Origin of the sequence: Oceanimonas sp. AH20CE76 (genome assembly GCF_039654065.1) — a bacterium.
GTDB lineage: Bacteria > Pseudomonadota > Gammaproteobacteria > Enterobacterales > Aeromonadaceae > Oceanimonas > Oceanimonas smirnovii.
Genome location: NZ_CP155481.1, coordinates 1,478,591 through 1,503,061, shown reverse-complemented (window position 1 = coordinate 1,503,061; position 24,471 = coordinate 1,478,591). Strand labels below are relative to the sequence as shown.

Genomic DNA, 24,471 nt, shown 5'->3' with positions numbered 1-24,471 from the left:
GCTTATTATCCTTGTTAACCGCGCAGGGTGGCACCGCCGTCCACATAGAGATCGTCCATTACTATATGGCCGGCCTGATCCGACAGCAAAAACATCACCGCATTGGCTACGTCCTCGGGTTGCGCCAGTTTGCCCAGCGGAATGCCTGTTTTATAAATATTCGGCAGGCCGGCAATTACCTGTTCAGCGCCGCGCTCGTCGGCCCACATGCCGGTTTGCATGGGGGTGAGGGTGGAGCCCGGTGCCACCGTGTTGCAGCGAATGCCAAGGGGGGCCAGCTCCAGCCCCAGGCAACGCATCAACATGTGGGTCGCCGCCTTGGACGCGCCATAGGCGGCCATGGCGTGCCGCGGTATGCCGGCGGCATTGGAGCCCACTGTCACCATAACGCCCTGCCGGCGCGGGCTCATTACTCTGGCCAGGGCCCGGCACAGATAGAAGACCCCGTCGGTATTTACCGCAAAGGTACGCCGCCACTGCGCATCATCAATGGTGTCTATGGTGCCGGACTGCAGCACACCGGCCACATTGATACCAAAGCCGATGGGGCCCAGCCGCTGTTCAATGTCATCCACCAGGGCGTTGACCGCCACTGAGTCGGTCACATCCAGCGGGCGGCTGTGCACTCGGGGCAAACCGTCAAACTCAGGGGCCACCACATCCGTGGCCACCACTGAGCAGCCGCTGTGATGCAGCAGTTTGACCAGAGCCCGGCCAATGCCGCCGCCGGCACCGGTAACCAGCGCCAGTTTGCCGTTAAATCCGCTCAGCTGCATTTTATGTTCTCCTCGGTGTGGGCCATGACGGCGGCAAGCTCGGGGGCCAGTGCCGCCGAGGCCTGACTGCCGGTCATTTCGGCATGTAAAAAAGGTAATTCAATGGCTTGTACCTGAGTGGCATAGGGTGCCCAGAGGGACGACTGCAGCCAGGGCTTATCACCATGATCCCGGCCGGCCCGCACGTGCAGCAGAGTGCCCGCCAGCGGCTGATGATAGTGCTCCCGCACCCATTTGTTGGTGCTGGTCACCGCCCGCACCACACCATCCAGCGCCGCCTCGGGCAAATTGCCCAGGGTGGTGTCGCCCCGGCGCAAAAACGCCACTACCTTTTCACGGGTGTCGAGCTCTGTGTGCTGCTCCGGATCGTAACCGGCAATGGCCAGCAGGGCGCGCAGCGCCGCCACCGGGCCAGGCTCCGGCTCGGCGCGCCAGCATTCTGCCGGATAGGCATCCAGCAGCGCCACCATGCCCACCGGCCGGCCCAGCTGCTGCAGCCGCACCGCCATGGCCTGGGCGATAATGCCGCCCACAGACCAGCCCAGCAGGTGCACGGGCCCTGTCGGGTACAGCTCATTGATAGTCTCAACGTAACGGGCCGCCAGGCTGTTGATGCTGTCCTCCAGGGGTTGCTGCGGGTTCAGCGCCGGTGACTGCAGGCCATAGAGGGCTCGGCCGGGCAGGCGCTGGGCCAGCTCGCGGTAGTTCCAGGCAATGCCCCCCGCCGGGTGCACCGCAAATACCGGAGGCAGACTGCCCTGCCCTTTCGAGAGTTGTATATAAGGCCCCAGGCCGTCATCAATGCTGAACTGGTGCGCGTCCAGCACGGCCGCCAGCCCCGCTACCGTAGGGTTGGCAAACAAAGCGCCCAGCCCCGGATCCCGCTGCCAGCGGGCTTCTATGGCCAGCAGCAGATGCACCGCCGAGAGCGAGTCGCCCCCAAGAGCAAAAAAGTCATCCTGCCGCCCCGGCAGCGCGGCCAGCTTCAGCTGCTCGGCAAACAGGACGGCCAGCGCCTGCTCGGTGGCGGTTTGCGGCTCGCCGCCGCTGCCGCTGTCGGCTTTGGGTGCCGGCAGCGCCTTGCGATCCAGCTTGCCGTTGGCCGACAGCGGCCAGTGCTCAAGCCAGACAAAGGCCGAGGGCACCATGTAATCCGGCAACCGGCCCGCCAGATGCAGGCGCAGTGCCGCTTCATCGGGCCCGGCATTGTCTTTGGCCTGCATATAGGCCACCAGTCTGGGGTTGCCGTCGTCATGGCGCAGCAGCACTTCACCCCGGGCCACCCCCGGTGCCGTGCTCAGAGCGTGGGTAATGTCACCCAGCTCAATGCGCAGGCCGCGCAGTTTTATCTGATCATCACTGCGGCCCAGATATTCCACCGCCCCGTCCCGGCGAAAACGTGCCACATCGCCGCTGTGATAAAGCCGCTCGCCGGGCGCAAAGGGGTTGGCAATAAAACGCGCATTGGTGAGCGCCGGCTGGCCCAGATACCCCCGGGCCAGCTGCACCCCGCCCAGATACAGATCGCCGGCCACGCCGGGCGGCTGGGGCCGAAGCTCGGCATCCAGCACATACAGCTGGGTGTTCCACACCGGAAAACCAATGGGCACGGAAATGCTGCTGTCGCTGCGGCTCGCCTCCCACCAGCTCACATCCACCGCCGCTTCCGTGGGGCCGTACAGGTTGAACAAGCGGGCCGACAGCCGCTGATGAAAGCGGTCCCGCAGGCTGGCTGTCAGGGCCTCGCCACTGACAATTACCCGGCGCAGAGAAGCATGTTCACCGCCGGGTGTCGCCAGAAAGGCCGCCAGCATGGAAGGCACAAAGTGCAGCGTGGTAATGCCCTCTTCATCAATAAGCCGGGCGATATGCCGCGGATCCTGATGGGCTCCGGGCGGGGCTATCACCAGACAGGCCCCGCTCAGCAAGGGCAAAAAGAACTCCCATACCGACACATCAAAGGTAGCGGGGGTTTTCTGCAAAATGCGCTCGCTGGCATCCACCGCAAAAAACGCCTGCATCCACAGCAGCCGGTTGACGATGGCTTTGTGCTCCACCACCACGCCCTTGGGCTCGCCGGTGGAGCCGGACGTGTAAATTACATAGGCGGCATCCTGCGGCATGGGCCGGTGAGCCAGCGCCGCTGTGCTGTGCTGAGGCCAGCTGCAGGGAGCCAGTGGCTGCCAGCGGGAAAAACGTTCGGTCTCATCGGTCAGTATTCGGGCCGGCCGGGCCGAGTCAAGAATGCGGTGCAGGCGTTCGTCGGGCTGGCTGGCATCCAGCGGCAGATAGGCTCCGCCGGCACGCTGAATGGCCAGCAGGGCAATCACCAGCTCAAAGGAGCGCGGCAGCGCCACCGCCACCAGCGACGACGGCGGCAGCGTCAGCGCCAGTGCCCGGCTGCGTTGCTCCAGCTCGGCGTAACTCATGTGCTCACCGTTAAACACCAGCGCCGTGGCCTCGGGGGTGGCCGCCATTTGGGCCTCGAAGAGCGCCACCAGTGTGGTGTCGGGCACGATATGATCAGTCTTGTTTACTTCAAGAGAATACCGCGCCTGCTCGGCGGGGGTGGCCAGGGGAATGTCCTGCAGCCGGCCATTGTGCTGCCATACCGACAGGGCCGCCTGCAAAAAGGCCGGCAGCCGGGCGCTGTGATCCGCCACGTCTTGCTGGCTGTAAAGGCGGCCATTGGCTTCAATTTCAAGGTGCAGGCTGTCCTGACCATTGCCCCGAAAACCCAGGGTCAGGTCGTCCACCGGCCCCGTGCTTAAAATGTGCAGTTCGGCCTGCATGCCCTTGAGGGTAAAAGGAGTGTAAAAGGGCTGCACATTGATCAGCGGCCCGTGCAGCCGGCGCTGGCCGCCAATCAGGCCCAGGTCCCGGCGCAGCTGCTCACCCCGGTAGCGGCCATGGCGGCGGCCCCGGGTCAGCTCCCGCACCGTGTGGGGCAGAAACTCGCTTAAGGCCTCATTTCCCGCTCGCAGGGCCAGCGGCAGTACGTTCATCACCATGGCGGGCAGGCGCGCCGCCTTGCTGCCCAGGCGGCCCATATAGGGAACGCCCACCACCACTTCCGTGGCCTGATCGCTGTGGCGGCGGCAATATTCGGCGGTCAGTGCGGTCAGCACATCGGGCCAGGGCAGCTGCCGGGCCTGACACAGGCTTAACAGCTGAGCACGCAGCTCATGGCCCAAAGGCACTCTGTGCCGGTGGCAGGTATGCACAGCCGCATGGGGCTGAGGCTCGCCGGCAAGGGTGGCCGGCGGCGGCAACGCGGTCAGGGTGTCTGTCCAGTAGGCCTGATCCCGGCGTCGGCGTTCGCCGTGCTGGTAGTCCTGATCTTCCTGCCATACCGGCAGCCAGGGCGCAAAGGGCTGGCTGCGGTCGTCACCGGCATAAAGGGCACTGACCCGCTCGCAGAACAGCGCCATGCCATAGCCGTCGTTCACCAGATGGTGCGCCCGCACATACCAGGCGTAACGCCCCTCACCCAGCAGATACAACCGCTGGCAGGCCAGTTTGTCCTGGCAGGGGTCCAGCGGCCGGTTCACATCCGCCAGATAATGCTGCTCGGCGGCTTGCGGCTGATCACGCATATCAATCACGTTCAGCCAGGGCGTGTGCGCGGCGTCGGGCCACTGCAGCGGACCCTGGGCAAAGCGCAGCTGCAGACTGATGGCCTCCCTGGCGGCCTGATTGGCGGCCTGCTCAAAGGCACTCACATTCAGCTCGCCCTCAAGATAAATGACATGGGCGGTATTAAAGGCCGGATTGTCCGGTGCCAGCTGCTGAGCAAACCAGAGCCCCTGCTGGGCTTCGGTCAGGGAATAGTGACGGCCTGCCATCTTTATGCGCCGCCCTGCTGACGCTGCACCTGCTGCCACCAGCCATCGAGCGTCGGCGTTTCCGCCAGATCGGCAAAACGCAGCTCCAGACCGGTTTTGTTCCATTCCACCGACAGGTTAAAAATGCGCATCGAGTCCAGCCCCCAGTCCAGCAGGTTGTCGTCGTTGTACAGTTCATCGGGGCTTTCACCCAGAATGGCGGCAATATCGCTGCGCATTCGCTCCAGGGTAAGGGGTGCTTGCTTGCTCATTTCAAAGGGCCTTTAAGAGTTGTTCTGTGGTCATGGGCACACCGCAGGTGCGGGCAATCCAGTGCAGGGCCGACATCTGATCCTCACGGCTGAAGTCGGCCACGGCGTCGGCGGCAATAAAGGGCTCTATGTCCAGCTGAAACGCCTCGGCAATGGTGGCGGTGCAGCCGATATGGGCATATACACCGGTCACCAGTAATTGATCCCGCCCGCGCACCCGCATCAGGGTTTCCAGGTTGCTGCGCTGAAAGGCGCTGTAGCGGTGCTTGACCAGCACATGATCGTCCGGCTGGGGAGCAAGCGCCTCGATAATGGCTTCATGCTCGGGCGCGCGGCTCATGCCCGGCCCCCACAAATCGGCCTGCAGGCCACGGTCGCAACGCTGCTGATTGCCTCTCTGAGCGGTGTAGAACACCGGGATCTGCCGTGCCCGGCAATGGGCAATCAGGGCGGCGATATTGGCAATGGCCGGTGCCAGCGGCGCGCCGGCGGTATTAAAGGGGCGCAGAAAATAATGCTGCATGTCGTGCACCAGCAGCGCCAGCCGGCCGGCCTCGGGCTGCCAGCGGGCACGAGCATCAGGCAGCTCTTGGGCGGTGGGTTGGGCATAGTCGGAAATAACGGGAAGTCCCATCAGTCTTGCTCCTCGGTTTGTTCCAGATAACGTTGGCGCAGCCGGGCGCGCAGCTCCCGCCGGCTGATTTTGCCCACGGCCGTGGTATCAAAGGCATCGGCAAACACAATTTGATCCGGCACCTTAAAGGCCGCCAGCCCCTGCTCGCGCACCCATTTTTTCAGCTCCACTGCCCGGGGCGGCTGATCTCTTGCAATGACAAAGGCGCAGCTGCGCTCGCCCAGATACTCATCGGGAATGGACACCACGGCGGCGTCAAATACTTGTGGGTGACTCAGCAGATAGTCTTCTATTTCTTCGGCGGAGATTTTTTCCCCGGCGCGGTTAATGTGATCCGTGGCCCGGCCCTGCACCACCAGATAGCCTTCCGGTGTGCGCTTGACGATATCGCCGGTGCAATAAAAGCCGTCTGCGGTAAAGCTTTTGGCGTTGGCCGCCTCGTCGTTGTAATAACCGCGAATGGTGTAGGGCCCCTGCACCTGCAGGTGTCCGGCTTCGCCTTCCGCCACCGGTTCGCCGTTATCGTTCACGATGCGCACTTCGTCATCGGGGCTGATGGGCCGGCCCTGAGTGTTGAGAATCAGCTCGTCACTGTCGTTCAGGCGGGTATAGTTGACCAGGCCTTCGGCCATGCCAAACACCTGCTGAAGGGTACTGGGCAGCGCATTTTGCAGCCGGCGGGCGGCTTCCGGCAGCAGCTTGGCCCCGCCCACCTGCATCACTTTCAGGCTGGAAATATCATGGGGGCTGTGACCGGCGGCATCGGCCCACAGCAGCGCCAGCGGCGGCACCAGCCCCACACAGGTGACCTGTTCCCGTTCAATCAGGGCAAAGGCGGCAGCGGGCTCGGCGCTGTCGCTCAGCACCACTGTGGCCCCTGCATGCAGGGCACCCAGCCAGCCCGGTGAGCTCATGGGAAAGTTATGGGCCGCCGGCAGCGCCACCATGTAGACACTGTGCTCATCAATGCCACACAGCGCATTGCTGGCACGAAACGAGTAAATGTAATCGTCGTGCGTGCGCGGAATCAGCTTGGACAGGCCGGTGCTGCCGCCGGACAGCTGCAAAAAGGCCACGGACTGAGGGTCGAATCCGGCGGGCAACAGGCTGGCGTCTCCTGCCAGCTGCTCCAGCGCAATATAGTCATGCCCCTCGCCGGCCATCACCACCTTCAGCTCTGGCAGAGTCCGGCCCAGCCCGGCAGCCAGGGTGGCGTAGTCAAAACCACCGTAGTGGCGGCCGGCAAGGTAGGCGCTGGCCCCGGCCTTTTTGGCAAAATGAGTGACTTCGGTAATGCGGTGGGCCGGCAGCGCATACACAGGGATAAGCCCGGCATAAAACAGGCCGCACACCACAGGAATAAACTCCGCCACATTACCGAACTGCACTATCACTCTGTCGCCGGGGTTCAGCCCCAGTGCCAGCAGGCCGGCCCCGATGCGACAGGCTTCCCGGTCAAGTTCACCGTAGCTGATGCGGGTGTCGCCGGCCACCACCGCCACCTTGTGGCCAAGCCGTTCGGCGCGCCCACGCAAAAAGGCCGGAAAGGTTTCACCGCGCCAGTAGCCGGCGGCCTTGTATTTCTGCTCAAGGGCGGCAGGCCAGCGCTGGCTGAGCGGGGCATTAGTCATGGTGTTGTTCCTCAAATTCAAGTTCATCGTCCACCCCCAGGGCGTTAAGCAGGGCGCGGAATTTGGCACCGGTTTCGGCTACCTCCAGCTCGGGTTCGGAGTCGGCCACTATGCCGGCACCGGCAAACAGCCGCAGGCTATTGGCCTGCACATGGGCGCAGCGAATGGCCACATACCAGTCACCGTCGCCGGCGTCATTTACCCAGCCCACGGCACCGGCATAAAAGCCCCTGTCGACCGGCTCCAGACGGGAAATGGTGTCCAGCGCCTGCTGGCGGGGGGTACCGCATACCGCCGGCGTGGGGTGCAGCAGGCCGGCCAGGGTAGCCACAGAGATGCTGTCATCTTTCAGGGTGCCGCTAATACGGGTGCCCAGGTGCCACATGGTGTTGGTGGTATAAAGGGACGGGCTGTCCGGTACATCCAGCTCGCTGCACAGCGGTGCCAGCGCGGCTTTAATGGCATCCACCACATAGGCGTGCTCTTCCAGATCCTTGGCCGACGCCGACAGGGAACGGGCGGCGGCGGCATCTTCTTCTGCATTAGCACGGCGGCGGGCCGATCCGGCCAGCGGATGAGACACTATGGTGCGTCCCCGCCGGGAAATCAGCAGCTCCGGGCTGGCTCCCACCAGCCAGGCCGGCGGTGCATTGGTGGCCACCGGTACCGGCAGCACATAAGTAGTGACACTGGCGTCCTGCTCCAGCCGGGCGGCCAGCGCCAGCGGATCCAGGCTGGCTGCGGCCTGCAGCTGCAGACTGCGCGCCAGCACCGCCTTGCTGAGTGTGCGCCCGTCTATGCCGGCCACACAGTGGGCCACCATGCTGGCATAGTCCGTCGCCGGCGGCTCTGCCCGGGCTTCATTCACCAGGGGGGCCAGCGGCGTCACCGGCTCTTCACCGGCCACTAACTCGGCGGGTTGGTAGAGGGCATCATCGGCAAAGGGATCAAAGGGCAGCGCACCCACCAGCAGGGCCGGCCCGGCGCGGCGGGTGCTGAAAAACGCACTTACCCGCTGGCTCAGGGTCTGGGTGTTGCCTGCGGGCAGGCAGGCCAGACAGCCCTGTGTCTGCAACTGCTGCTTTGGGCCACGCAGCACAAAACGGTAGCGGCGCTGCTCGGCAGTGGCCAGAGCGTCGGTAAAAGGCAGGCGGTTTATCATGGCGATACTCCCGGGGTTTCTTGAATGGTGTCTGCCGACGAATAGCGCCACACGGCAATGGCCAACAGCATGAGTAACATCAGTACAAGCACATAGGGCGCACCCGGTGCAATGCGGTATAACAGGGTCCCGGCCAGGGGCCCCACTATCATCGACAGCCCCTGCATGGAGGCCACCATGCCGGCGGCTGCGCCCTGCTCATGGGCGTCTACACGGTTAGCAGTTAACGCCTGAACCGCCGGACGCACCATGCCCATGCCAAGTCCAGCCAAGCCAAAGGCCGCCAGCATGGGCATGGCGCTTTCAAGCCACGCCACGGCACCAAAACCGCTGCCTGCCAGCACAGCGCCCAGTAACAGCCAGCGCTCGGGGGGCCAGGTTATGCGCATCATCAGGCTTTGAGAGCAAATCAGGCCGGCACCCACAGCGGTAAGGGCATAACCGGCGGTTTTGGCTCCTTCACTCAAGGACAGCTGCATGCGATCCAGTACCAGAAACCCGACCGTTGCCTGGGTGATGGCCACCGCCATCATGGCGGCAAACACCGCAAACAGCGGCAGCCGCAGCCGGGCGTCAAGCCAGCCCACCACAGGGCCGCTGCCCTGCCCCGGCTTGCTGCGGGTCTTATTGCCGGATGAGTTACCGGCATAGGTTTCCGGCAGTTTCCAGGCAATCAGTACCAGCGCCAGCACCGGCATGGCCGCTGCGGCATATAAGGACCAGGCAATGTCATACAGGGCTATCCAGCCCGCCACCACAGGGCCGGCCACCAGACCCACCGCATTGGCCGCGCCCAGTTTAGCCATGGCCGAGGCGCGATGTTGTGGCACCACCTGATCCGCCACAGAGGCGGCGGTAATGGCGGGCACGGCCGCATAAAACAGCCCCACCAGGGCGCGGCTGCCTACCAGAATAAGCAGTGACAGCGCCATGGCCGGCGGGCTGGTCAGAGCCAGGTCGATGGACCAGGCCATCAGCACATAGGTAACGGCATAGGCACTGAGGGAGATAAGCAATACCCGCCGCCGCCCGACCTTGTCACTGAGTTTTCCCCAGCGCCGGGCTGCCAGCATCCAGAGCACGCCACCCACGGTGAGTGCCAGCCCCCCGTGCCAGTCTGCCAGGCCAAGCAGGCGCACCACAGGGCCTACCACGGCCACAAACGCCATGATGGCCATGGTGCCAACCAGAGCTACAACATTAAGCACCCACAACTGAGGTGCAGTGGAAGGAGAAGTCATTACCGCTATGTATCCGAACAGAGAATGTGTGGTCCTGCCTGATGCAGGCCAGTGGGGTAGAAACTTAAGATATTCAAAACTCAAAAGCAAATGATATTTACTTGCATTAGTTTGATAAAGTGAGCAAGCTATTGAACTTTTCCGGCGTTACTTACTTTTGTCACTACTTTTTTCTTACAGGAGTTTCTGCATGTTCAGACACGCATCCCAGCGCGGTTTACGGCTGCGCCATACCTTTGCTCTTTCTCTGCTGGCAGCCGCCATCGGCACCGCCACCCCGGCGCTGGCCGCGCCAGAGGTGGCCCGCTCGGTAAAAGTGGACGAACGCGTCTATGAAATTGCCTTTAACCCCGCCAATCAGGCGGTGTATGCCGCCGTCACCGGCCTAGGTAACGACAGTGAGCAAAGCGTAAGCCCGGGCATAGTGGTGCTGGACGCCAACACCCTGGAGCAGAAAACCAAAATTGAAACCGGCGAAATCACGCCCTTTGGCTTAGGGATCAACGCTCAGACCCAGAAAATCTATGCCGTTGACACCCGTAAAGGGCTGGTCGGTGTGTATGATCTGAAAACCGGCAAGGAAGTAGCCGTTATCGAAAACAGCGGCAATGAGTCCAATCACCTGCGCCAGGCCGTGGTGGATGAAGGCACCAACAAAATCTATATCAGTGCCTTTGGTGGCATAGAGCGGGACGGCAAAAAAGGCCCGGCCAGTGCTGTTTGGGTGATTGACGGTGCCACCGACACGCTGGAGTCCGTTATTGTGTCTCCGGTGCAGTCTGCCGCCGGTCTGGCGCTGGATGCCGGCAAGCAGCGTTTGTATGTGGCTGACCTGAGCAACAGCAAAATTGCCGAAGTCGATATTAAGACCCAGAACGTGCTGCGCACCTTTGACTCTGTCAGCCTGGAAGGTGACGCCAAGGCTCAGCCTTTTGACACCATCAACCTGGCCATCGATACCAAAAACAACGTGCTCTATGCCATTAATCAGAAGTCCGGCGGTGTGTCACTGATCGATCTCAAGAGCGGCAAGGTAACCAAGACGGTAAAAACCGGTGACGGTGCCCTGAGCGCGCGGGTTCACCCGCAAAGCGGCGATCTCTATGTGGCCAACCGCAACGACGGCACCGTTTCTGTGGTGGACGCCGACACTCACTATGTAACCGCCCATCTGTTCACCGGCGTGCGTCCACAGACCCTGGCCATTGATCCGAAAACCGGTCAGGTTTATGTGAGCAACAAAGCCAAAGGCAAGGGCCGTCAGGCACCCAAGGATGCACCGGTACCGGTGGAAGCGGCCGGCAACACTGTCACCCTGATCACCCCCTGATATGTTGTTCAGGCCCGGACTGGCCAACGTCTGTTTTATTGGCGGCCGGTTTGACAGGAACCAGCTGGCAAAGGCAGACACCGGCCGGCTGGGCTTGAACAAGGCTTCTGCCAAACGCCGGGCCGAGTTTATGGCCGGCCGCCGGTGCGCCGCTGAAGCACTGTACCGGCTGGCGGGTGTTCACCATATGCCGGCCATGGGGCCGAAGCGTGCCCCTGTGTGGCCGGCCGGGTTTACCGGCAGCATCAGCCACAGCGACACCCATGCCGCCGCCGTGGTGGCCCGCACTCGGGACTATTGCGCGCTTGGCGTGGATATTGAACCCTGCCTTGCCAATAACAGGGCCACCGCGCTGCTCCCTGCCCTGCTGACCGCCGATGAGCAGACCCGGTTGACCGAAGCCTGCCTGGGTGAGCAGGTCACTCTGGCGTTTTCCTTAAAAGAGAGTTTGTACAAGGCGCTGTATCCGCTGACGCAAACACAGTTTTACTTTCAGGATGCGGAAGTGCTGGCCTCAGCGAATGGCCGGGCCAGACTGCGGCTGGTAACCGGCCTGAATGCGCACTGGCCGGCGGGTACGGAAGTAGCGGCAAAATACTGCCGCCATGGGGATCACCTGATAACACTGGTGGCCATAGCGGCAGAAAAGTCAGGCGCTTAAATCAAAACGGTCGGCGTTCATCACCTTGGTCCAGGCCGCCACAAAGTCGTGCACAAACTTGACTCTGTTATCGTCCTGGGCATACAGCTCGGCATAAGAGCGCAGCACCGAATTGGAGCCAAACACCAGATCCACCCGGCTGGCCGTCCACTTTACTTCATCGCTTTGCCGGTCCCGAATTTCATAATGATCTCCCACCGGCTGCCAGCGGTAGTTCATATCGGTCAGGTTCACAAAAAAGTCATTGGACAGGGTGCCCGGCCGGCTGGTGAGCACACCGTGTTTGCTGCCACCGTGGTTGGTGCCCAGCACGCGCATGCCGCCGATCAGCACCGTCATTTCCGGAGCGGTCAGCCCCATCAGTTGGGTTCTGTCGAGCAGCAGCTCTTCTGCATTCACCGCATAGTCTTTTTTCAGCCAGTTACGGTAGCCATCATGCACCGGCTCCAGCGGTTCAAAAGACTCCACATCCGTCATGTCATCGGTGGCATCGCCCCGGCCCGGCGAAAACGGCACTTCCAGCTGCACTCCCCCTGCCGCGGCGGCCTGCTCTATGCCCACATTACCTGCCAGTACAATCACATCAGCCAGACTGGCACCGCTGTCGGCGGCAATGGGTTCAAGCACACTCAGCACCTTGTTCAGCCGCGCCGGCTCATTGCCTTCCCAGCTTCGTTGCGGCTCAAGGCGAATACGGGCACCGTTGGCACCGCCGCGCATATCCGAGCCACGGAAGGTTCTGGCGCTGTCCCAGGCGGTGGATACCAGCTCGCTGATAGTAAGCCCGCTTTTGGCGATCTTGTCTTTAACATCCTGCACATTGTACCGGGTGGGGCCGGCGGGCACGGGATCCTGCCAGATCAGGGTTTCTTTGGGTGCATCCGGGCCAATATAACGGGTGCCGGGTCCCATATCCCTGTGGGTGAGCTTGAACCAGGCCCGGGCAAACACCTCGGAGAAGTAAGCCGGATCCTGATAAAAGCGCTCGGATATTTTACGGTAGGCCGGGTCCACCTTCATCGCCATGTCGGCGTCTGTCATCATGGGGTTATGACGAATAGAAGGATCCTCCACGTCCACTGGTTTATCTTCTTCCTTGATATCCACCGGCTCCCATTGCCAGGCCCCGGCCGGGCTTTTAACCGATTTCCATTCATGGTTAAGCAGCATCTCAAAATACCCGTTATCCCACACGGTGGGATGGGTAGTCCACGCCCCTTCCAGACCGCTGGTCACGGTATCACGGCCAATGCCACGGCGAGTGTGGTTGTTCCATCCTAGCCCCTGCTCCTCCGGACCGGCAGCCTCAGGCTCGGGACCAAGCTCGGCGGCATTGCCGTTGCCATGGGTTTTACCCACCGTATGGCCACCGGCGGTCAGCGCCACGGTTTCTTCGTCGTTCATGGCCATACGCTTGAAGGTTTCTCGTATGTCATGGGCAGTTTTCTGCGGATCGGGCTTGCCGTCTACCCCTTCCGGGTTGACATAAATCAGCCCCATCATCACCGCTGCCAGCGGGTTTTCCAGATCCCGTTCACCGGAGTAACGGCTGTTCTCGCTGCCGCTGGGTGCCAGCCATTCTTTTTCGGCCCCCCAGTAAATGTCTTTTTCCGGATGCCAGATGTCTTCCCGGCCAAAGGCAAAGCCAAAGGTCTTGAGGCCCATGGACTCATAAGCAATGGTGCCAGCATAGGTGATGAGATCCGCCCAGCTCAGCTTGTTGCCATACTTTCTTTTAATCGGCCACAACAGCCGGCGAGCCTTATCGAGATTGGCATTGTCGGGCCAGGAATTCAGCGGCGCAAAACGCTGGTTACCGGTGGCGGCACCACCCCGGCCATCGGCAATGCGGTATGAGCCGGCAGCATGCCAGGACAGCCGTATCATCAGGCCGCCATAATGGCCCCAGTCGGCCGGCCACCAGAGCTGGCTTTGGGTCATCAGTTCGGTGAGGTCTTTTTTGAGGGCGGCAAAGTCGAGGGTTTTTACCTGCTCGCGATAATTGAAACCACTGCCCATGGGGTTGGTTTTGCTGTCGTGCTGATGAAGTATGTCGAGATTCAGGGCCTTGGGCCACCAGTTCATATTCGACTGGCCAACCTCGGTAACGGCACCATGCATAACCGGGCATTTCTTGGCTGACATCATTCTTCTCCTTATGTGTGGCAGCAACCTGGCCACCAACAGCGTGTAGGGTTCGACTAATACTATTGACCAGAACTCACGGTTTTTATAATCGTTTGGCTCTGTTTTTTTGATTAGTTTTGACGATTAACTTACAACAGGCATTAAAAAACCGGCTGATGCCGGTTTTTTAATTTACAACGCAACCGTTATTGCGGACGGTGCAGTTTGTCGGGGCTCAGGCGCGGGCTCCAGGGCAAACCGTCGTTCTGCCAGCCGTTCACCAGCCTGAAACCGGCTTGCTCACCAGATTTGATGCTGTCACCCTGAAAGCCATGCACCACATAGTGAGCATTGGTAAAGCCGTGCTCCTGCAAAAACTCGGCGCTGGGCAGACCCCGCTCACTGCCGGAACGGCACATGGTAATGATGGTGGCGGTTTCATCCAGACCACGCTCCGCCAGGGCTGCTTTTACCTGCTCTATAAACTGCGGGTTGCGGTATAAACGGAACCGTTGCTTGTCTTCATCCCAGACGCTGCGGTCCACCAGCAGATAAGGCACGTTAAGATCCACTTCATTGGTGCCCCCCACAAACATGATCTCCACCGGATCACGCACGTCCAGCAACAACACCTGCTCATTGTCGCGGTTCAGCTCATAGGCTTGTTTGGCGCTCAGGCCCAGCTCATCGGCCCCGGCATAAACAGGCAGCGCCATGCTCACTGCCAGCAGCGCCGGTGTTAAACGTTTCCACATGCTTGTTCTCCTTATCAGAAGCTGAATACCCGTACATCCTCTGCCGTCATCATGGCAGCCATGTTGGCCGGCGTGGCCACGTCAACCTGCTCGCGCAGATCAGCCTGAGTATATTCACTGTTGGGCAAATAAAGTGCGCACACGCTCACCTTGCCCCCTCCTTGCTGCAACTTGTCCATCAGTTGTTCCGGGGTCACATTGTTGGGCTTCAGCGGCGCACTGCTGTACCCGTTAATAGCCAGATCTCCCGCTTTGTCACACAGCAGTACGTTTACGCTACTGCCCTGCTGTTGCATGGCATTGCCCAGTACCATGGCCATGCCCTGCACCTGAGGGGCAGCACTGGTGACCAGCAGTAATACCTTTGACTCCGCTGCCTGCGCCGCGCCGGCGGCCGTGATGCCGGCACCCAAAGCCAATGCAGCCAGTGTGTTTTTTCCTTTTGCCATCTCTAACACTCCTTTTTTAAGATTACCCTAATATAAGGTTATTCTTATATATAAGTAAAGAGTGTTTTCTTGAACATGTCTGGAGGGCGAACCCGGCTGCCCTTTCAGTTACAATCCTGACTTTACATCATCAAGGAGAACACTGAATGTTGGTTAAGCTGTTACGCAATGGCGTGGGTGGCATTTTTCAAGTGGGTGATCTGCTTACCCGCCCGGCCAAAATGAAGCGCGCCCCCGAGGCACAGCAAGAAATAAATGAGGCCTGCAAGCAACTGGCGCTCTATCAGCTGCCCCGCTGCCCCTTCTGCATCAAGGTACGCCGGAACATGCACAAGCTGAACCTGCCCATTGAAACCCGCAATGTGCACCCCGGCTCCCCCCACAGAGACGCGCTACAGGCCGGCGGCGGCCGGGTAAAATCCCCCTGCCTGCGCATTGAAGAAAACGGCGAAACTCAGTGGATGTATGAGTCCAACGACATTATCGCCTATCTGCAGCAGCGCTTTGGGTAAGATCATCGAGAATAGTATAAAGTGCCGGCAGTACCAGCAGCACCAACAGGGTGGATATCAACAGGCCAAACACCACTGAGATCACCAGGGGGATCACGGCCATGGCCTGAGTGCTGGTTTCGGCCAGCAAGGGCAATAACCCCGCAATGGTGGTGCTGGTGGTAATTAAAATGGCCCGAAAACGGTGACGGCTGGCGGCACTGGCAGCCTGGGCTGTGGTCATGCCCTCAGCCTGGTAAGACTTGATAAACTGCACCAGCAGAATGGCGTTATTGACCACAATGCCAGCCAGTGAGGCGGCACCAATCAGGGATGGCATGGACAGGTTATATCCCATGATAAGGTGCCCCCAGACTGCGCCCATAAAGGCCACCGGAATCGACAACATCACGATAACCGGCTCCGAATAACTGCGAAACTGGAATGACAAAATCAGGAAGATGCCCAGCAGCCCAATCAGCAGACCGCGGGCAATTGACTGGCCGGTTTCCTTTGAGCGGGCAGTCTGCCCTTCCACCTGAAGGTGAATATCGGGCCATTGCCTTTGCAACTGTGGAAACACCCGCCGGTGCAGATCCGCCACTATACTGCCGGCGTTGGCTACCCGGCTGTTTACATCCGCCGAAACGGTAACGGTACGCTGGCCATTAATGCGGGTGATCTGCGCCCAATGGCGCTCTTCCACAATATCGACCACCTCACCCAGGGGGATCATTTGTCCCTGGCTGCCCAGGATCACCGTGTCCTGCAAAAATGCCTGAGTGGCCCGTTCGGCACTGCTCTGACGAAGCAGCACTTCAATATGCTGATCACCAATTTGCACCGTATCCACAATATCTCCCAGCAGGCCGGTACGGATCTGGGCCGCCACACTGGCGGTGGTCAGCCCCAGTGTCAGGGCGCTTTCTTTTAACTTGAGGGTGCGCTGGGGCTTGCCGGGGCGAAGATCATCCAACACATTAAATGCCCCTTGATAGCGGGCTATCTCCCGGCTCAGGTAATGGGCGGCCGCACTCAGTTCAGTCAGGCTTTGGCCCTGCAGCCGCACTTCAATGGGAGTGCCGGCCGGGCCAAACCCCGGCTCCTGAATATTCAGGGCAATCAGGCCGGGAATATCACCAATTTCTGCATACCAGCCTTCGCTCAGGCTGGTGAGATCCACGGTGCGAAGCTCGGCTGTGAGCAAATCTGCCATCACCGTCACCACGTGAGCGCCCTTCTCCGTGGCACTGACATGCTGATTGAAACGGGCCTGAATATGGCGCACCAGTGGTTGCCCGTCGGGCTGCTGCGGACGGTATTGCTCATTGAGTGCCAGCATGGCGTCCGTTACTTTTTGGGCAACGGCCTGAGTATGAGACAACGGCGTGCCCTGAGGCAGCAATATGCGTGCTTCCAGCACATCACCGTCAATGTCGGGCATGGCTTCCATGCGCACATATCCACCGGCCATCACGCCCACGGAGCCCAGCAAAATCATCACCAGCACCGCCAGCACGCCATAACGAAAGCGTATGGCACCATCTGCCAGCCGGCCCACGGCTTCTTGCATGCGCTCAAACCGGCGATCAAAACCGGCACGAAAGCGGCTGCTTTGCTGGTCTTTTTTGGCCAGACCACTTTTCAGGTGATGGGGCAAAATCCAGAAGGCCTCAATCAACGAGGCCGCCAGCGCTGCAATCAGCACCACCGGCAACACTTCCAGCACAGAGCCCAGCTCTCCGGCCAGAAACGCCAGCGGCACAAACACCACCACCGTGGTTAAAAATGAGGAAAGCACCCCGGGCAGTACTTCAAGGGTGCCAGCGGCGGCGGCCTGCAACGGACCAGCCTCCGTGCTGGCGTGACGGGCTATGTTTTCGGTGATGACCACAGAATCATCCATCACAATACCAATGGCCATCAGCATGGCTACCAGGGTAATCATGTTGACCGACAGACCTGCCAGCGCCATCACCAAAAAGGCGCCGGCAAAGGCAGTGGGCAGCCCAAACAGCGCCCAGAAGGCCAGCCGGGGGCGAAAAAACAGGGCCATGACCAGCCCCACCAGCAACAAACCGGTAATGCCGTTGCTCACCAGCATTTGCAGGCGATCCTTCACAATGGAGGTCATGTCCTGGGTGATGTTCAGACTCACCCCGTCGTGCCGGGCCTGCTCTGTGGCAATAAAGGCGGTCAGCTCATCCATCACCCGCAGGGCATCGTCGTGACGACTTTTGTGGATCTCGAGAATAATGGCCCGCTTGCCGTTGAAATCGACCCGTTCTTCATCCCGTTCATGGGTTTCAGACAGGGTGGCAATGTTCCCCAGCGTTAACACCGCGCCACTGGCACTGGCCACCACCGGCAAACTGGCCAGCGCCTGCAACGAGCGGCGTTCGTCCACAAAACGCAGTTGTATGTCCTGATTGTCGGTTTGCAGCGTGCCCAGCGGCATATCAAGACTCTGGGCGCTGATGGCGCGGGCAATATCACCGGCGCTGAGCCCGTACTGACGCAGTTGATCCCGGGAAACCTCCACCTGCCACTGGCGCTGGGACAAGCCCACCATCACCACATCCGCCACGCCGTCCAGCATAAACAGCCGGTCTTGCAGCTCATTGGCGTAGCTCTCCAGATGGGCAAAACTCATGGGCCCGGAGACCGCAATGGCTGCGACCAGGTCGGTGCGGTACAGCTCGCGGATCACCGGTTTTTCTGCGCTGTCCGGCAGGTCCTTGAGGGCGTCTGTTTCGGTGCGGATGTCATCCAGAAAGCGGCCCATCTCCCCCCCGGGCGTCATGCTGACCACCGTATGCGCCTGGTTATCCCGGGCGGTACAGCTTATCTCTTTAACATTCTCTACCCGTTGCAGGGCGTTATTCAGCCGCTGGCAAATGGCATCTTCCACATCCGCCGCCGTTGCGCCGCGATATTCCATGGTGATGCTCACTTCAGGAGGCAAATAGGCCGGAAAGGTTTCACGGGTGAGACTGGGGGCCACAAACAGCCCCATGGCCAATATCAGGATCAACAGTAAATTACTGGCGGTGGGATGACCGGCAAACCAGCGGATCATGGCTGCTCTCCCTGCGCAAGCTGTTGCAACCGGTGCCGGGCCTGTTCATCGGGCTGCGGTGCCAGCAGACTGCCTTCCACCGCCGGCACCAGATCATCCAGGATCAGCCGGTCGCCGGCATTCAGCCCCTCGGCAATCACCGCCAGCTCTCCCTGTTGCCAGGCAATCGTCACCGGTTTGCGCTGCAGCCGGTTATGGTTATCGGCAAGGTAAACCTCATGCTGATGCAGGGCACTGGCCGGAATGACCACAACCGGCTCTTGTGTAAACGCAGAAATGGTGCCCTGCACAAACATATTGCGCACCAGCGGTGGCCGTGCCGGTGGCTCAGCACTGCGATAGGGTTCCTCCACCGTAATCACGGCTTGCAGTGTGCGGGTGCTGGCGTCCAGACTGCCGGTCACGCGAGTGAGACGGCCGCGCCAGTGAATATCCGGCACATTGCTCGGACTGACCCGCACCTCAAGTTGCTCCAGTGGCAGGTGCTGATGAATATTAACCGGTTGCTGGCGGGCAGCGTCTGCTGCCGGCAGCTGGGACAGCACCCGGCGCAGTTGCGCCAGCTCCACCTGAACCGTGGCCTCAGCGGCGGCAATATCATCAACAATAAACAACGTCTGGCCCGGGCTGACGTACTGGCCGGTTTCAATATCGGCCTGATGGACGCGCAGCGCCCAGGGTGCCTCAAAACCGGTATCTTCCAGATCCTTGATGGCACTGGCCAGACTGGCCTCGGCCCGCCCCTTGCGGGCAGTGAGGGCGTCACGCCTGACCGGTATCAGGCTCAGTTGGTTTTTCAGCTCCTGAACGGCCTGCTCCTGTAACAACGCAGCCCGTTGCTGTTCATCCAGACGGGTAGCCGACAAGGCACCGCGCTGGGCCAGTACCCGGGCGCGCTCCAGCTCTCGCTCTGCAAGGGCCAGACGCCGTTGCTCCAGCGCCAGCAATGCCTGGGTATTTTCCTGCTCCTGCTCCAGCTGATGCAGCTCGGCTGCCACGCCGGCCAGATCGGCCTCGGATGCCGCTTTTGCCAGTTCATAGCGACTGGGATCAATCTGCAACAAGCGCGTGCCTGAGGCAATAAAGTTGCCACTTTCCAGCTCCGGGTGCTTCCACACCACCCGTCCGGCCACATTGGCCACCGCTTTCCAACTGCGTGCCGGCAGCACCTGACCATACCCTTTGGCCTGGGTCATCAGCATCTGCGGCTGCACGTCCAGAATACGTACCGCAGTGGCACTGGCCTGCTTCTGAGTGCGCTGAGGTGGCTGCTTGAGCTTGACCATCACCACCACAAAAATAATGCCGGTCATCAGCGCCACAGAGAGGAGTAATTTATGCTTTCTAATCATCAGTCATCCCCAGGAGCCTGCCACTGAAAAGCCGGTAAACCCGCACCGCCATAAGTTCAATCTCATGCAGTTCACCACTGACCATGCCCTGCACCACCAGCCCCTGTATGGCACCAAGGTAAAGCACCGCCGCGGCTTGAGTATCAATGCCGGAAGCAACACTGCCCTGTTCAACCCCCAGCTCCAGCAGGGCCACCACTTTTTGCCGGTATTTGGCCAGCGTTCTGCGAATAATCTGCTTGGCAGGCCCGTTACCGGGCTTGTGCAACTCTCCCAGCATCAGTCGGGGAACGCCGGGGTTCTGAGCAATAAATCTGATATGGGCCATAAACATGGCCTCCAGCGCTTTGTCTGCCTGCGGGTACTGCTCAGCCACACTGAAAACACGCCGGCTGAGCTGCGTGGAAACCCAGCACGCCACCGACTCCCACAAATGGCTTTTGGTGGGAAAATGCTTGAAGAGTGCTCCCTGAGACAGGCCGACTCTTTCAGCAATCATGGCCGTGGTTAACGCAGAAGGATCCTGCTCAGCCGAGAGCTGAACAACGGCCTCTATGGTGGCGGATTGTCGTTGTTCGGTGCTCTGATAAGCCCTTTTGGTACTGGCGTCATTTTCAGGCATAACAAAAATCAAAGAAAGTAACTGATTACTTTATTATGGGAGAGTCATTTATATCAGGCAACGTTTTCGTCACACAATCAGCAGGCAAAAGCATACGGAAAAGCAGGCATTATCACTGTTGAATGTTCAGCTTTCTCGACGCCATGCAGGCTTGCCGGTAGCAGTAGCCTTCTGGGGAGATATCGGACGCGTCCAGCCGGCAGTGTTTGCAGATGCCGGGGCGTTTGGGCTGAGCGGAAGCGCTGGCTTTGGCCGGAGAGACTCGTCTTGGTCTGGCAATGGGCGGGAGTTTGGGCGACTGTGATTGCGGCAGCTGCGGCTTTGGTTTCTGTTGCGGTTGCGATTGCCATTGCTGCTGTTGTCTTTGGCGCAGTTCGGCATCGCGCTTTCTCTGCGCCTCCCGCTCCGCCCGCATTTTTTGTGCTCGCGGATGATACAGCCAGTGCAGGCACTTGCGGTGAGTGCTCAGGATGTGCAGCAGCCAGCCAATGCTGTTGAGCGAGCCTGGTTTTTCTGCTTCGAACATCAGCGTTGCAAACACTCCATACTCGACCGCCAGCACGCCGGTGCAGCCATGGCGCTCGGTATAGTCCGCCAGCCAGGGCGGCGGTGCGGCTGCACAGGTGCCCGCCGGCGGCAGGTAAATGCCAAGCCTGTATTTGCCGTCATTTCCCACCTGATACAGCGCCGTGGGGCCTTCTGCCGGGCCGGATGACGGAACATGGCTCACCGCCAGGGTTTTGCCCGTGCACACCGGCTTGTGAAAGCCGTCAATGCGCAGTGGCGGCGTGCTGAGCGAGTTAATCCGATCCAGTTTGTCCAGCAACATCAAGCGAATGCTGGTCTCAAAGGCAAAGGCGCAATCCCGTTCGCTGCCCTTGTGGTGGCTGAAATGATGGGCTTTATGCTGGCCCTTTCGTGCTATCAGCACACCATGGCAGCTGGGGCAATGGCACCCACAACCAAGGCCGCTTTCCACCTCTTCCACAGAGACGATTTGCTGATCGGCATCCCTGATGGCGAAAGGGATTAAGGTTTTTCCTGACATGGCGGCACTCATCCGTATGCAACAACCGATATGCAGCCAGTGTGGCATGGGTTGGTGCCCATGGCGAGTAGCCGGCAGGTGGTCTAGGCATTTAGTGCACGAATGCCTTCACGGGCAAAGGTGAGCAGGTCCTGATGGTAATCGGAAAGAATAACGTCATGCACAATGGCAGGATCGACTTCAAGGTAGTCGTGCATCAACGCATTTCGCAGGCCAATCACTTTGCGCCAGGGCACAGACCGGCTGATGACGCCTTTCTCAGCCAGCCGGTTAAAGGCCGTTAGCGCCTCATTGCTGGTCATGCCGGTTTCACGCTTTGCCCAGTGCTTGGCCAGCCCAATGCAAGACTCTATAAGAACCTGCAATGTACGCTCGGCGGCCCATTGCTCAAACCGGCTCCAGGGTCCTTGCTGTAAACGTGCTTTGAGTTCGTTCAAATCCAGCTAACACTGGTCGATATGCTCTTTCTGGGCATTCAGATAGGCATTGGGCCCTTGATATTCACTCCTCCAATTTTGTCAGCGTGAACATAATCCAGCTCCCATATGGAATAAATACGTTGCTCGACGTTCATTCTTTGAGATGACGACTTATCCAGTAACAGCTTGCCTTCGCTGAGTACACTCCAGCCCAGGGGTACTGGTGCAATGGCCAAGTCAACCACACTTAATGCTCCGTCAGGCATACTTAACTGATGCTGCCATTCAAGGGCTATTTCTTCCGGTCGCAATCGCCGTTCAAGTGGATTGTCCAGCCAACTGGTAAAAACCACCGCCAGATCGTAATCACTTTTTTCATGATGATCACCCCTTGCCCTTGAACCATAAAGCCACAGGGCTGCAATATCTGGGTGTTGACGAGCCAACTCAATGATGTTGTCAAGTTGCGGCATATCACCTCGTTGTAGATTTATTACCAACAAGGTTCAGTATACCTAATCAAAATATAAGAAAGTGATAAATACGAAGTGTTTTCTTTATAAAACCGGGAGGCAAAGAAGGGTATATCTAGTGAGAAATTCTTTACGGAATTGGAGGTGGCACCCGCCAGCCACATCCCGGCACTCGAAGCTTCTCGCCTTGGCTGCTCCCTTCCGGGCCTGACCAGGTAGACAAGATTTCGATGCGGGAGGACCAACGGGGCCACCATCGAAGCGAGGCCAGTGTAGCAAAATGGCCTTTCAATGCAACCACACGTGAACCGACTGCGGGTTTATTGGCCGATAGTGGCTCAAAACGGAAAAAACAGCGGCACCAGGGTGAGCACACCGGCACTGTACAGCACACTGATGGGCAGTCCGGTTTTAATATAATCCATTACCCGGTAGCGTCCTGGTGAGTACACCATCAGGTGCGTCTGGTAGCCAAAGGGAACCAAAAAGCAGGCACTGGCCCCAAAGGCTACCGCCATAATAAAGGGCATGGGATCGGCCCCAAAGCCATGGGCGGTAGATAAACCAATGGGAAAAGCCAGAGCCGCAGCGGCGTTGTTGGTCACGGTTTCGGTCAGCAGCAGGGTGATCAGGTAAACCCCCACAAAAGCACCAAATACGCCGTAGCCATTACAGTAGTCACGCATCATATTTGCCACCAGCGCAGCTGCCCCCGAGCTTTCCAGCGCCCTGGCCACGGTCAGTGCCGAGCCAATCACCATCATCAGTTCAAACGGAAAACGCCGGCGCAGCTCGGAAAGCGTCAGCACTCGGCTCAGTAACAGCGCCGCCAGCAGCAGCAACAGGCCATTCAGCAGCGGCACCGCGCCCAGCGCCGCCAGCCCGATCACCAGTCCAAACCCGCTGAAGGCAAACAGACTCTGCTTCATGCTGAGCCTGGGCCGCTGCAGGCTATTGCTGAGCAGATGAAAGTTACGGTCCAGGTTGCGGTGCTGTTTAAAGTCGGGCCCTACCGCCAGCAGCATGCTGTCGCCCACTCGCAGCGGAATTTTGCCAAGGGTGCCATACAGCCGGCGGCCGCCGCGGCGAATGCCCACCACACCGGCATTGAACATGGTGCGAAAGTCCACTTCCTGCAAAGTGCGGTTGGCCAGCTCCGACTCGTTGGAAATCACCACTTCCACCAGATTGGACGCCAGCAGCCGGTCTACACCGTTACCAAACAACTGCAGGCCGGCAAACTGCTGCAGTGCCTGTACTTTTTCTACCTCACCGGTAAATACCAGCACATCGTCCGCTTCCAGCACTTCGTCGGGGGATACCGGGCTTATCAACCGGTCGTTACGGGCAATTTCCAGCAGAAACAGCCCATTAAGCCGGCGTAGGCCGTTGTCCTCAATGCTCACCCCTACCAGGGGGGAGCCGCTTTCTACCCGGGCTTCCAGAAAGTAGGAGTGAGCGCATTCACTGCCCTGCTGCTGATATGACGGCAGAAAACGCCGGCTGAACAAGAGGCCCAGCAGGCACAACAGCGCCACCGGCAAGCCCACCAAAGTAAATTCAAACATGCCCAGGGCCGGCAGGCCGGCGTTCACCACAAAAGAATTCACTACCAGGTTGGTGGAGGTGCCAATCAGGGTGGTAATGCCCCCCAGCACAGAAGCAAACGACAGCGGAATAAGCAGGCGCGAAGCAGGAATATGGCGCTGGCGGGAAATGACGCCCAGCAGAGAGCCGACCACGGCGGTGTTATTCAGAAAGGCCGACAGCCCGGCGGTAAGGCCCATCAGCCGCAGGCTGGCCCGCCACTCCCTGCCCTGCAGCAAAGAATCCGATAACCGCTCCAGCAGCGGCGAACGCTCCAGCGCCAGCGACACCAACATTAATATCAACAGGGTGATCAGCGCCGGATTGGAGAAACTCGACAACATCGCCTGCTCGCTGATCACGCCGCACACCACATAGCCCACAGCCCAGCTACTGAACAACACGGCCGGTTTTATTCGACCGTGGATCAGCAACGCCAGCAAGACGCCAATTGATGCTAATACCAAATATGCTGACATATATAACCACTCGCTCTTTAGCAGGGGTATCATTGTACGCATATATCAAATAAACTGGA

The 24,471-nt window shown here is 59.7% G+C and carries 20 protein-coding genes and 1 other RNA gene; 3 read left to right on the top strand and 18 right to left on the bottom strand.

Annotation, left to right across the window (positions count from 1 at the left end; genetic code table 11):
* Positions 1-14 precede the first annotated feature (14 nt).
* Genes N2M06_RS07320 through N2M06_RS07290 form a run of 7 tightly spaced genes read right to left on the bottom strand, consistent with a single transcriptional unit; the run spans position 15 to position 9,540 of the window.
* Positions 15-776, bottom strand: coding sequence for a 2,3-dihydro-2,3-dihydroxybenzoate dehydrogenase (locus tag N2M06_RS07320; RefSeq protein WP_019935407.1), 762 nt, complete (start codon positions 774-776; stop codon positions 15-17).
* Complete coding sequence (locus tag N2M06_RS07315; protein WP_346352070.1) at positions 767-4,621, bottom strand: amino acid adenylation domain-containing protein; 3,855 nt, start codon at positions 4,619-4,621, stop codon at positions 767-769. The genes N2M06_RS07320 and N2M06_RS07315 overlap by 10 nt, the downstream gene beginning before the upstream one ends.
* A gap of 2 nt (positions 4,622-4,623) precedes the next feature.
* Positions 4,624-4,872, bottom strand: a complete 249-nt coding sequence (locus tag N2M06_RS07310; RefSeq protein ID WP_019935409.1) for a phosphopantetheine-binding protein — start codon at positions 4,870-4,872, stop codon at positions 4,624-4,626.
* Between the two features lies 1 nt (position 4,873).
* On the bottom strand, positions 4,874-5,506 hold the full coding sequence (locus N2M06_RS07305) for an isochorismatase family protein (RefSeq protein WP_346352069.1): 633 nt from the start codon (positions 5,504-5,506) through the stop codon (positions 4,874-4,876).
* Positions 5,506-7,137, bottom strand: a complete 1,632-nt coding sequence (locus N2M06_RS07300) for an AMP-binding protein (RefSeq protein ID WP_346352068.1) — start codon at positions 7,135-7,137, stop codon at positions 5,506-5,508. The genes N2M06_RS07305 and N2M06_RS07300 overlap by 1 nt, the downstream gene beginning before the upstream one ends.
* Entirely contained in the window at positions 7,130-8,299 is a 1,170-nt protein-coding gene (locus N2M06_RS07295; protein WP_346352067.1) for an isochorismate synthase, read from the bottom strand. Before N2M06_RS07295 ends, N2M06_RS07300 begins: the two co-directional genes overlap by 8 nt.
* Positions 8,296-9,540: an MFS transporter gene (locus N2M06_RS07290; protein ID WP_346352066.1), complete on the bottom strand. Its 1,245-nt coding sequence runs from the start codon at positions 9,538-9,540 to the stop codon at positions 8,296-8,298. Before N2M06_RS07290 ends, N2M06_RS07295 begins: the two co-directional genes overlap by 4 nt.
* Positions 9,541-9,730: 190 nt before the next feature.
* Here N2M06_RS07290 and N2M06_RS07285 point away from each other — a divergent pair, with 190 nt between their 5' ends.
* Both N2M06_RS07285 and N2M06_RS07280 read left to right on the top strand, forming a co-directional pair.
* Positions 9,731-10,870: a hypothetical protein gene (locus N2M06_RS07285; RefSeq protein WP_346352065.1), complete on the top strand. Its 1,140-nt coding sequence runs from the start codon at positions 9,731-9,733 to the stop codon at positions 10,868-10,870.
* Between the two features lies 1 nt (position 10,871).
* Positions 10,872-11,531: a 4'-phosphopantetheinyl transferase superfamily protein gene (locus N2M06_RS07280; protein WP_346352064.1), complete on the top strand. Its 660-nt coding sequence runs from the start codon at positions 10,872-10,874 to the stop codon at positions 11,529-11,531.
* On the opposite strand, the gene katG is transcribed toward N2M06_RS07280, so the two are convergent.
* The 3 genes from katG to N2M06_RS07265 form a co-directional block, all read right to left on the bottom strand.
* The gene (gene katG / locus N2M06_RS07275; protein ID WP_346352161.1) at positions 11,520-13,676 is read right to left on the bottom strand and encodes a catalase/peroxidase HPI; all 2,157 of its coding nucleotides are present in this window, start codon (positions 13,674-13,676) and stop codon (positions 11,520-11,522) included. The two genes, N2M06_RS07280 and katG, sit on opposite strands and share 12 nt — an antisense overlap.
* A 188-nt stretch (positions 13,677-13,864) precedes the next feature.
* Positions 13,865-14,413 carry a rhodanese-like domain-containing protein gene (locus N2M06_RS07270; protein WP_317075450.1) on the bottom strand — a complete coding sequence of 183 codons (549 nt, stop codon included), beginning with the start codon at positions 14,411-14,413 and terminating at the stop codon, positions 13,865-13,867.
* Positions 14,414-14,427: 14 nt separating this feature from the next.
* Positions 14,428-14,862, bottom strand: a complete 435-nt coding sequence (locus N2M06_RS07265) for a hypothetical protein (protein WP_346352063.1) — start codon at positions 14,860-14,862, stop codon at positions 14,428-14,430.
* A gap of 146 nt (positions 14,863-15,008) precedes the next feature.
* On the opposite strand from N2M06_RS07265, the gene N2M06_RS07260 reads away from it, so the two are divergent.
* Positions 15,009-15,374 carry a glutathione S-transferase N-terminal domain-containing protein gene (locus N2M06_RS07260; RefSeq protein ID WP_346352062.1) on the top strand — a complete coding sequence of 122 codons (366 nt, stop codon included), beginning with the start codon at positions 15,009-15,011 and terminating at the stop codon, positions 15,372-15,374.
* Here N2M06_RS07260 and N2M06_RS07255 read toward each other — a convergent pair.
* From N2M06_RS07255 to N2M06_RS07220, 8 genes are all read right to left on the bottom strand, one after another.
* Positions 15,343-18,432 carry an efflux RND transporter permease subunit gene (locus tag N2M06_RS07255; protein WP_346352061.1) on the bottom strand — a complete coding sequence of 1,030 codons (3,090 nt, stop codon included), beginning with the start codon at positions 18,430-18,432 and terminating at the stop codon, positions 15,343-15,345. The two genes, N2M06_RS07260 and N2M06_RS07255, sit on opposite strands and share 32 nt — an antisense overlap.
* Entirely contained in the window at positions 18,429-19,784 is a 1,356-nt protein-coding gene (locus N2M06_RS07250) for an HlyD family efflux transporter periplasmic adaptor subunit (RefSeq protein WP_346352060.1), read from the bottom strand. The genes N2M06_RS07255 and N2M06_RS07250 overlap by 4 nt, the downstream gene beginning before the upstream one ends.
* Entirely contained in the window at positions 19,777-20,406 is a 630-nt protein-coding gene (locus N2M06_RS07245; protein ID WP_346352059.1) for a TetR/AcrR family transcriptional regulator, read from the bottom strand. The genes N2M06_RS07250 and N2M06_RS07245 overlap by 8 nt, the downstream gene beginning before the upstream one ends.
* Before the next feature lie 112 nt (positions 20,407-20,518).
* The gene (locus N2M06_RS07240) at positions 20,519-21,454 is read right to left on the bottom strand and encodes a competence protein CoiA family protein (protein WP_346352058.1); all 936 of its coding nucleotides are present in this window, start codon (positions 21,452-21,454) and stop codon (positions 20,519-20,521) included.
* An 83-nt stretch (positions 21,455-21,537) separates the two neighbouring features.
* Positions 21,538-21,891, bottom strand: coding sequence for a DUF86 domain-containing protein (locus tag N2M06_RS07235; RefSeq protein WP_346352057.1), 354 nt, complete (start codon positions 21,889-21,891; stop codon positions 21,538-21,540).
* A gap of 38 nt (positions 21,892-21,929) precedes the next feature.
* Positions 21,930-22,346, bottom strand: a complete 417-nt coding sequence (locus N2M06_RS07230; protein ID WP_346352056.1) for a nucleotidyltransferase domain-containing protein — start codon at positions 22,344-22,346, stop codon at positions 21,930-21,932.
* A 149-nt stretch (positions 22,347-22,495) separates the two neighbouring features.
* Positions 22,496-22,593: signal recognition particle sRNA small type (gene ffs, locus N2M06_RS07225), an RNA gene on the bottom strand.
* Between the two features lie 91 nt (positions 22,594-22,684).
* On the bottom strand, positions 22,685-24,412 hold the full coding sequence (locus tag N2M06_RS07220) for an SLC13 family permease (protein WP_346352055.1): 1,728 nt from the start codon (positions 24,410-24,412) through the stop codon (positions 22,685-22,687).
* Positions 24,413-24,471: the final 59 nt, after the last annotated feature.

Bases quoted from the DNA above. Each gene is read 5' to 3' on its own strand.
- N2M06_RS07270 (WP_317075450.1), bottom strand. From the start codon at position 14,413: ATGTGGAAACGTTTAACACCGGCGCTGCTGGCAGTGAGCATGGCGCTG.
- N2M06_RS07315 (WP_346352070.1), bottom strand. From the start codon at position 4,621: ATGGCAGGCCGTCACTATTCCCTGACCGAAGCCCAGCAGGGGCTCTGG.
- N2M06_RS07300 (WP_346352068.1), bottom strand. From the start codon at position 7,137: ATGACTAATGCCCCGCTCAGCCAGCGCTGGCCTGCCGCCCTTGAGCAG.
- N2M06_RS07295 (WP_346352067.1), bottom strand. From the start codon at position 8,299: ATGATAAACCGCCTGCCTTTTACCGACGCTCTGGCCACTGCCGAGCAG.
- N2M06_RS07240 (WP_346352058.1), bottom strand. From the start codon at position 21,454: ATGTCAGGAAAAACCTTAATCCCTTTCGCCATCAGGGATGCCGATCAG.
- N2M06_RS07310 (WP_019935409.1), bottom strand. From the start codon at position 4,872: ATGAGCAAGCAAGCACCCCTTACCCTGGAGCGAATGCGCAGCGATATT.
- N2M06_RS07265 (WP_346352063.1), bottom strand. From the start codon at position 14,862: ATGGCAAAAGGAAAAAACACACTGGCTGCATTGGCTTTGGGTGCCGGC.
- N2M06_RS07320 (WP_019935407.1), bottom strand. From the start codon at position 776: ATGCAGCTGAGCGGATTTAACGGCAAACTGGCGCTGGTTACCGGTGCC.
- katG (WP_346352161.1), bottom strand. From the start codon at position 13,676: ATGTCAGCCAAGAAATGCCCGGTTATGCATGGTGCCGTTACCGAGGTT.
- N2M06_RS07245 (WP_346352059.1), bottom strand. From the start codon at position 20,406: ATGCCTGAAAATGACGCCAGTACCAAAAGGGCTTATCAGAGCACCGAA.
- N2M06_RS07250 (WP_346352060.1), bottom strand. From the start codon at position 19,784: ATGATTAGAAAGCATAAATTACTCCTCTCTGTGGCGCTGATGACCGGC.
- N2M06_RS07290 (WP_346352066.1), bottom strand. From the start codon at position 9,540: ATGACTTCTCCTTCCACTGCACCTCAGTTGTGGGTGCTTAATGTTGTA.
- N2M06_RS07305 (WP_346352069.1), bottom strand. From the start codon at position 5,506: ATGGGACTTCCCGTTATTTCCGACTATGCCCAACCCACCGCCCAAGAG.
- N2M06_RS07260 (WP_346352062.1), top strand. From the start codon at position 15,009: ATGTTGGTTAAGCTGTTACGCAATGGCGTGGGTGGCATTTTTCAAGTG.
- N2M06_RS07255 (WP_346352061.1), bottom strand. From the start codon at position 18,432: ATGATCCGCTGGTTTGCCGGTCATCCCACCGCCAGTAATTTACTGTTG.
- N2M06_RS07285 (WP_346352065.1), top strand. From the start codon at position 9,731: ATGTTCAGACACGCATCCCAGCGCGGTTTACGGCTGCGCCATACCTTT.
- N2M06_RS07280 (WP_346352064.1), top strand. From the start codon at position 10,872: ATGTTGTTCAGGCCCGGACTGGCCAACGTCTGTTTTATTGGCGGCCGG.
- N2M06_RS07220 (WP_346352055.1), bottom strand. From the start codon at position 24,412: ATGTCAGCATATTTGGTATTAGCATCAATTGGCGTCTTGCTGGCGTTG.
- N2M06_RS07230 (WP_346352056.1), bottom strand. From the start codon at position 22,346: ATGCCGCAACTTGACAACATCATTGAGTTGGCTCGTCAACACCCAGAT.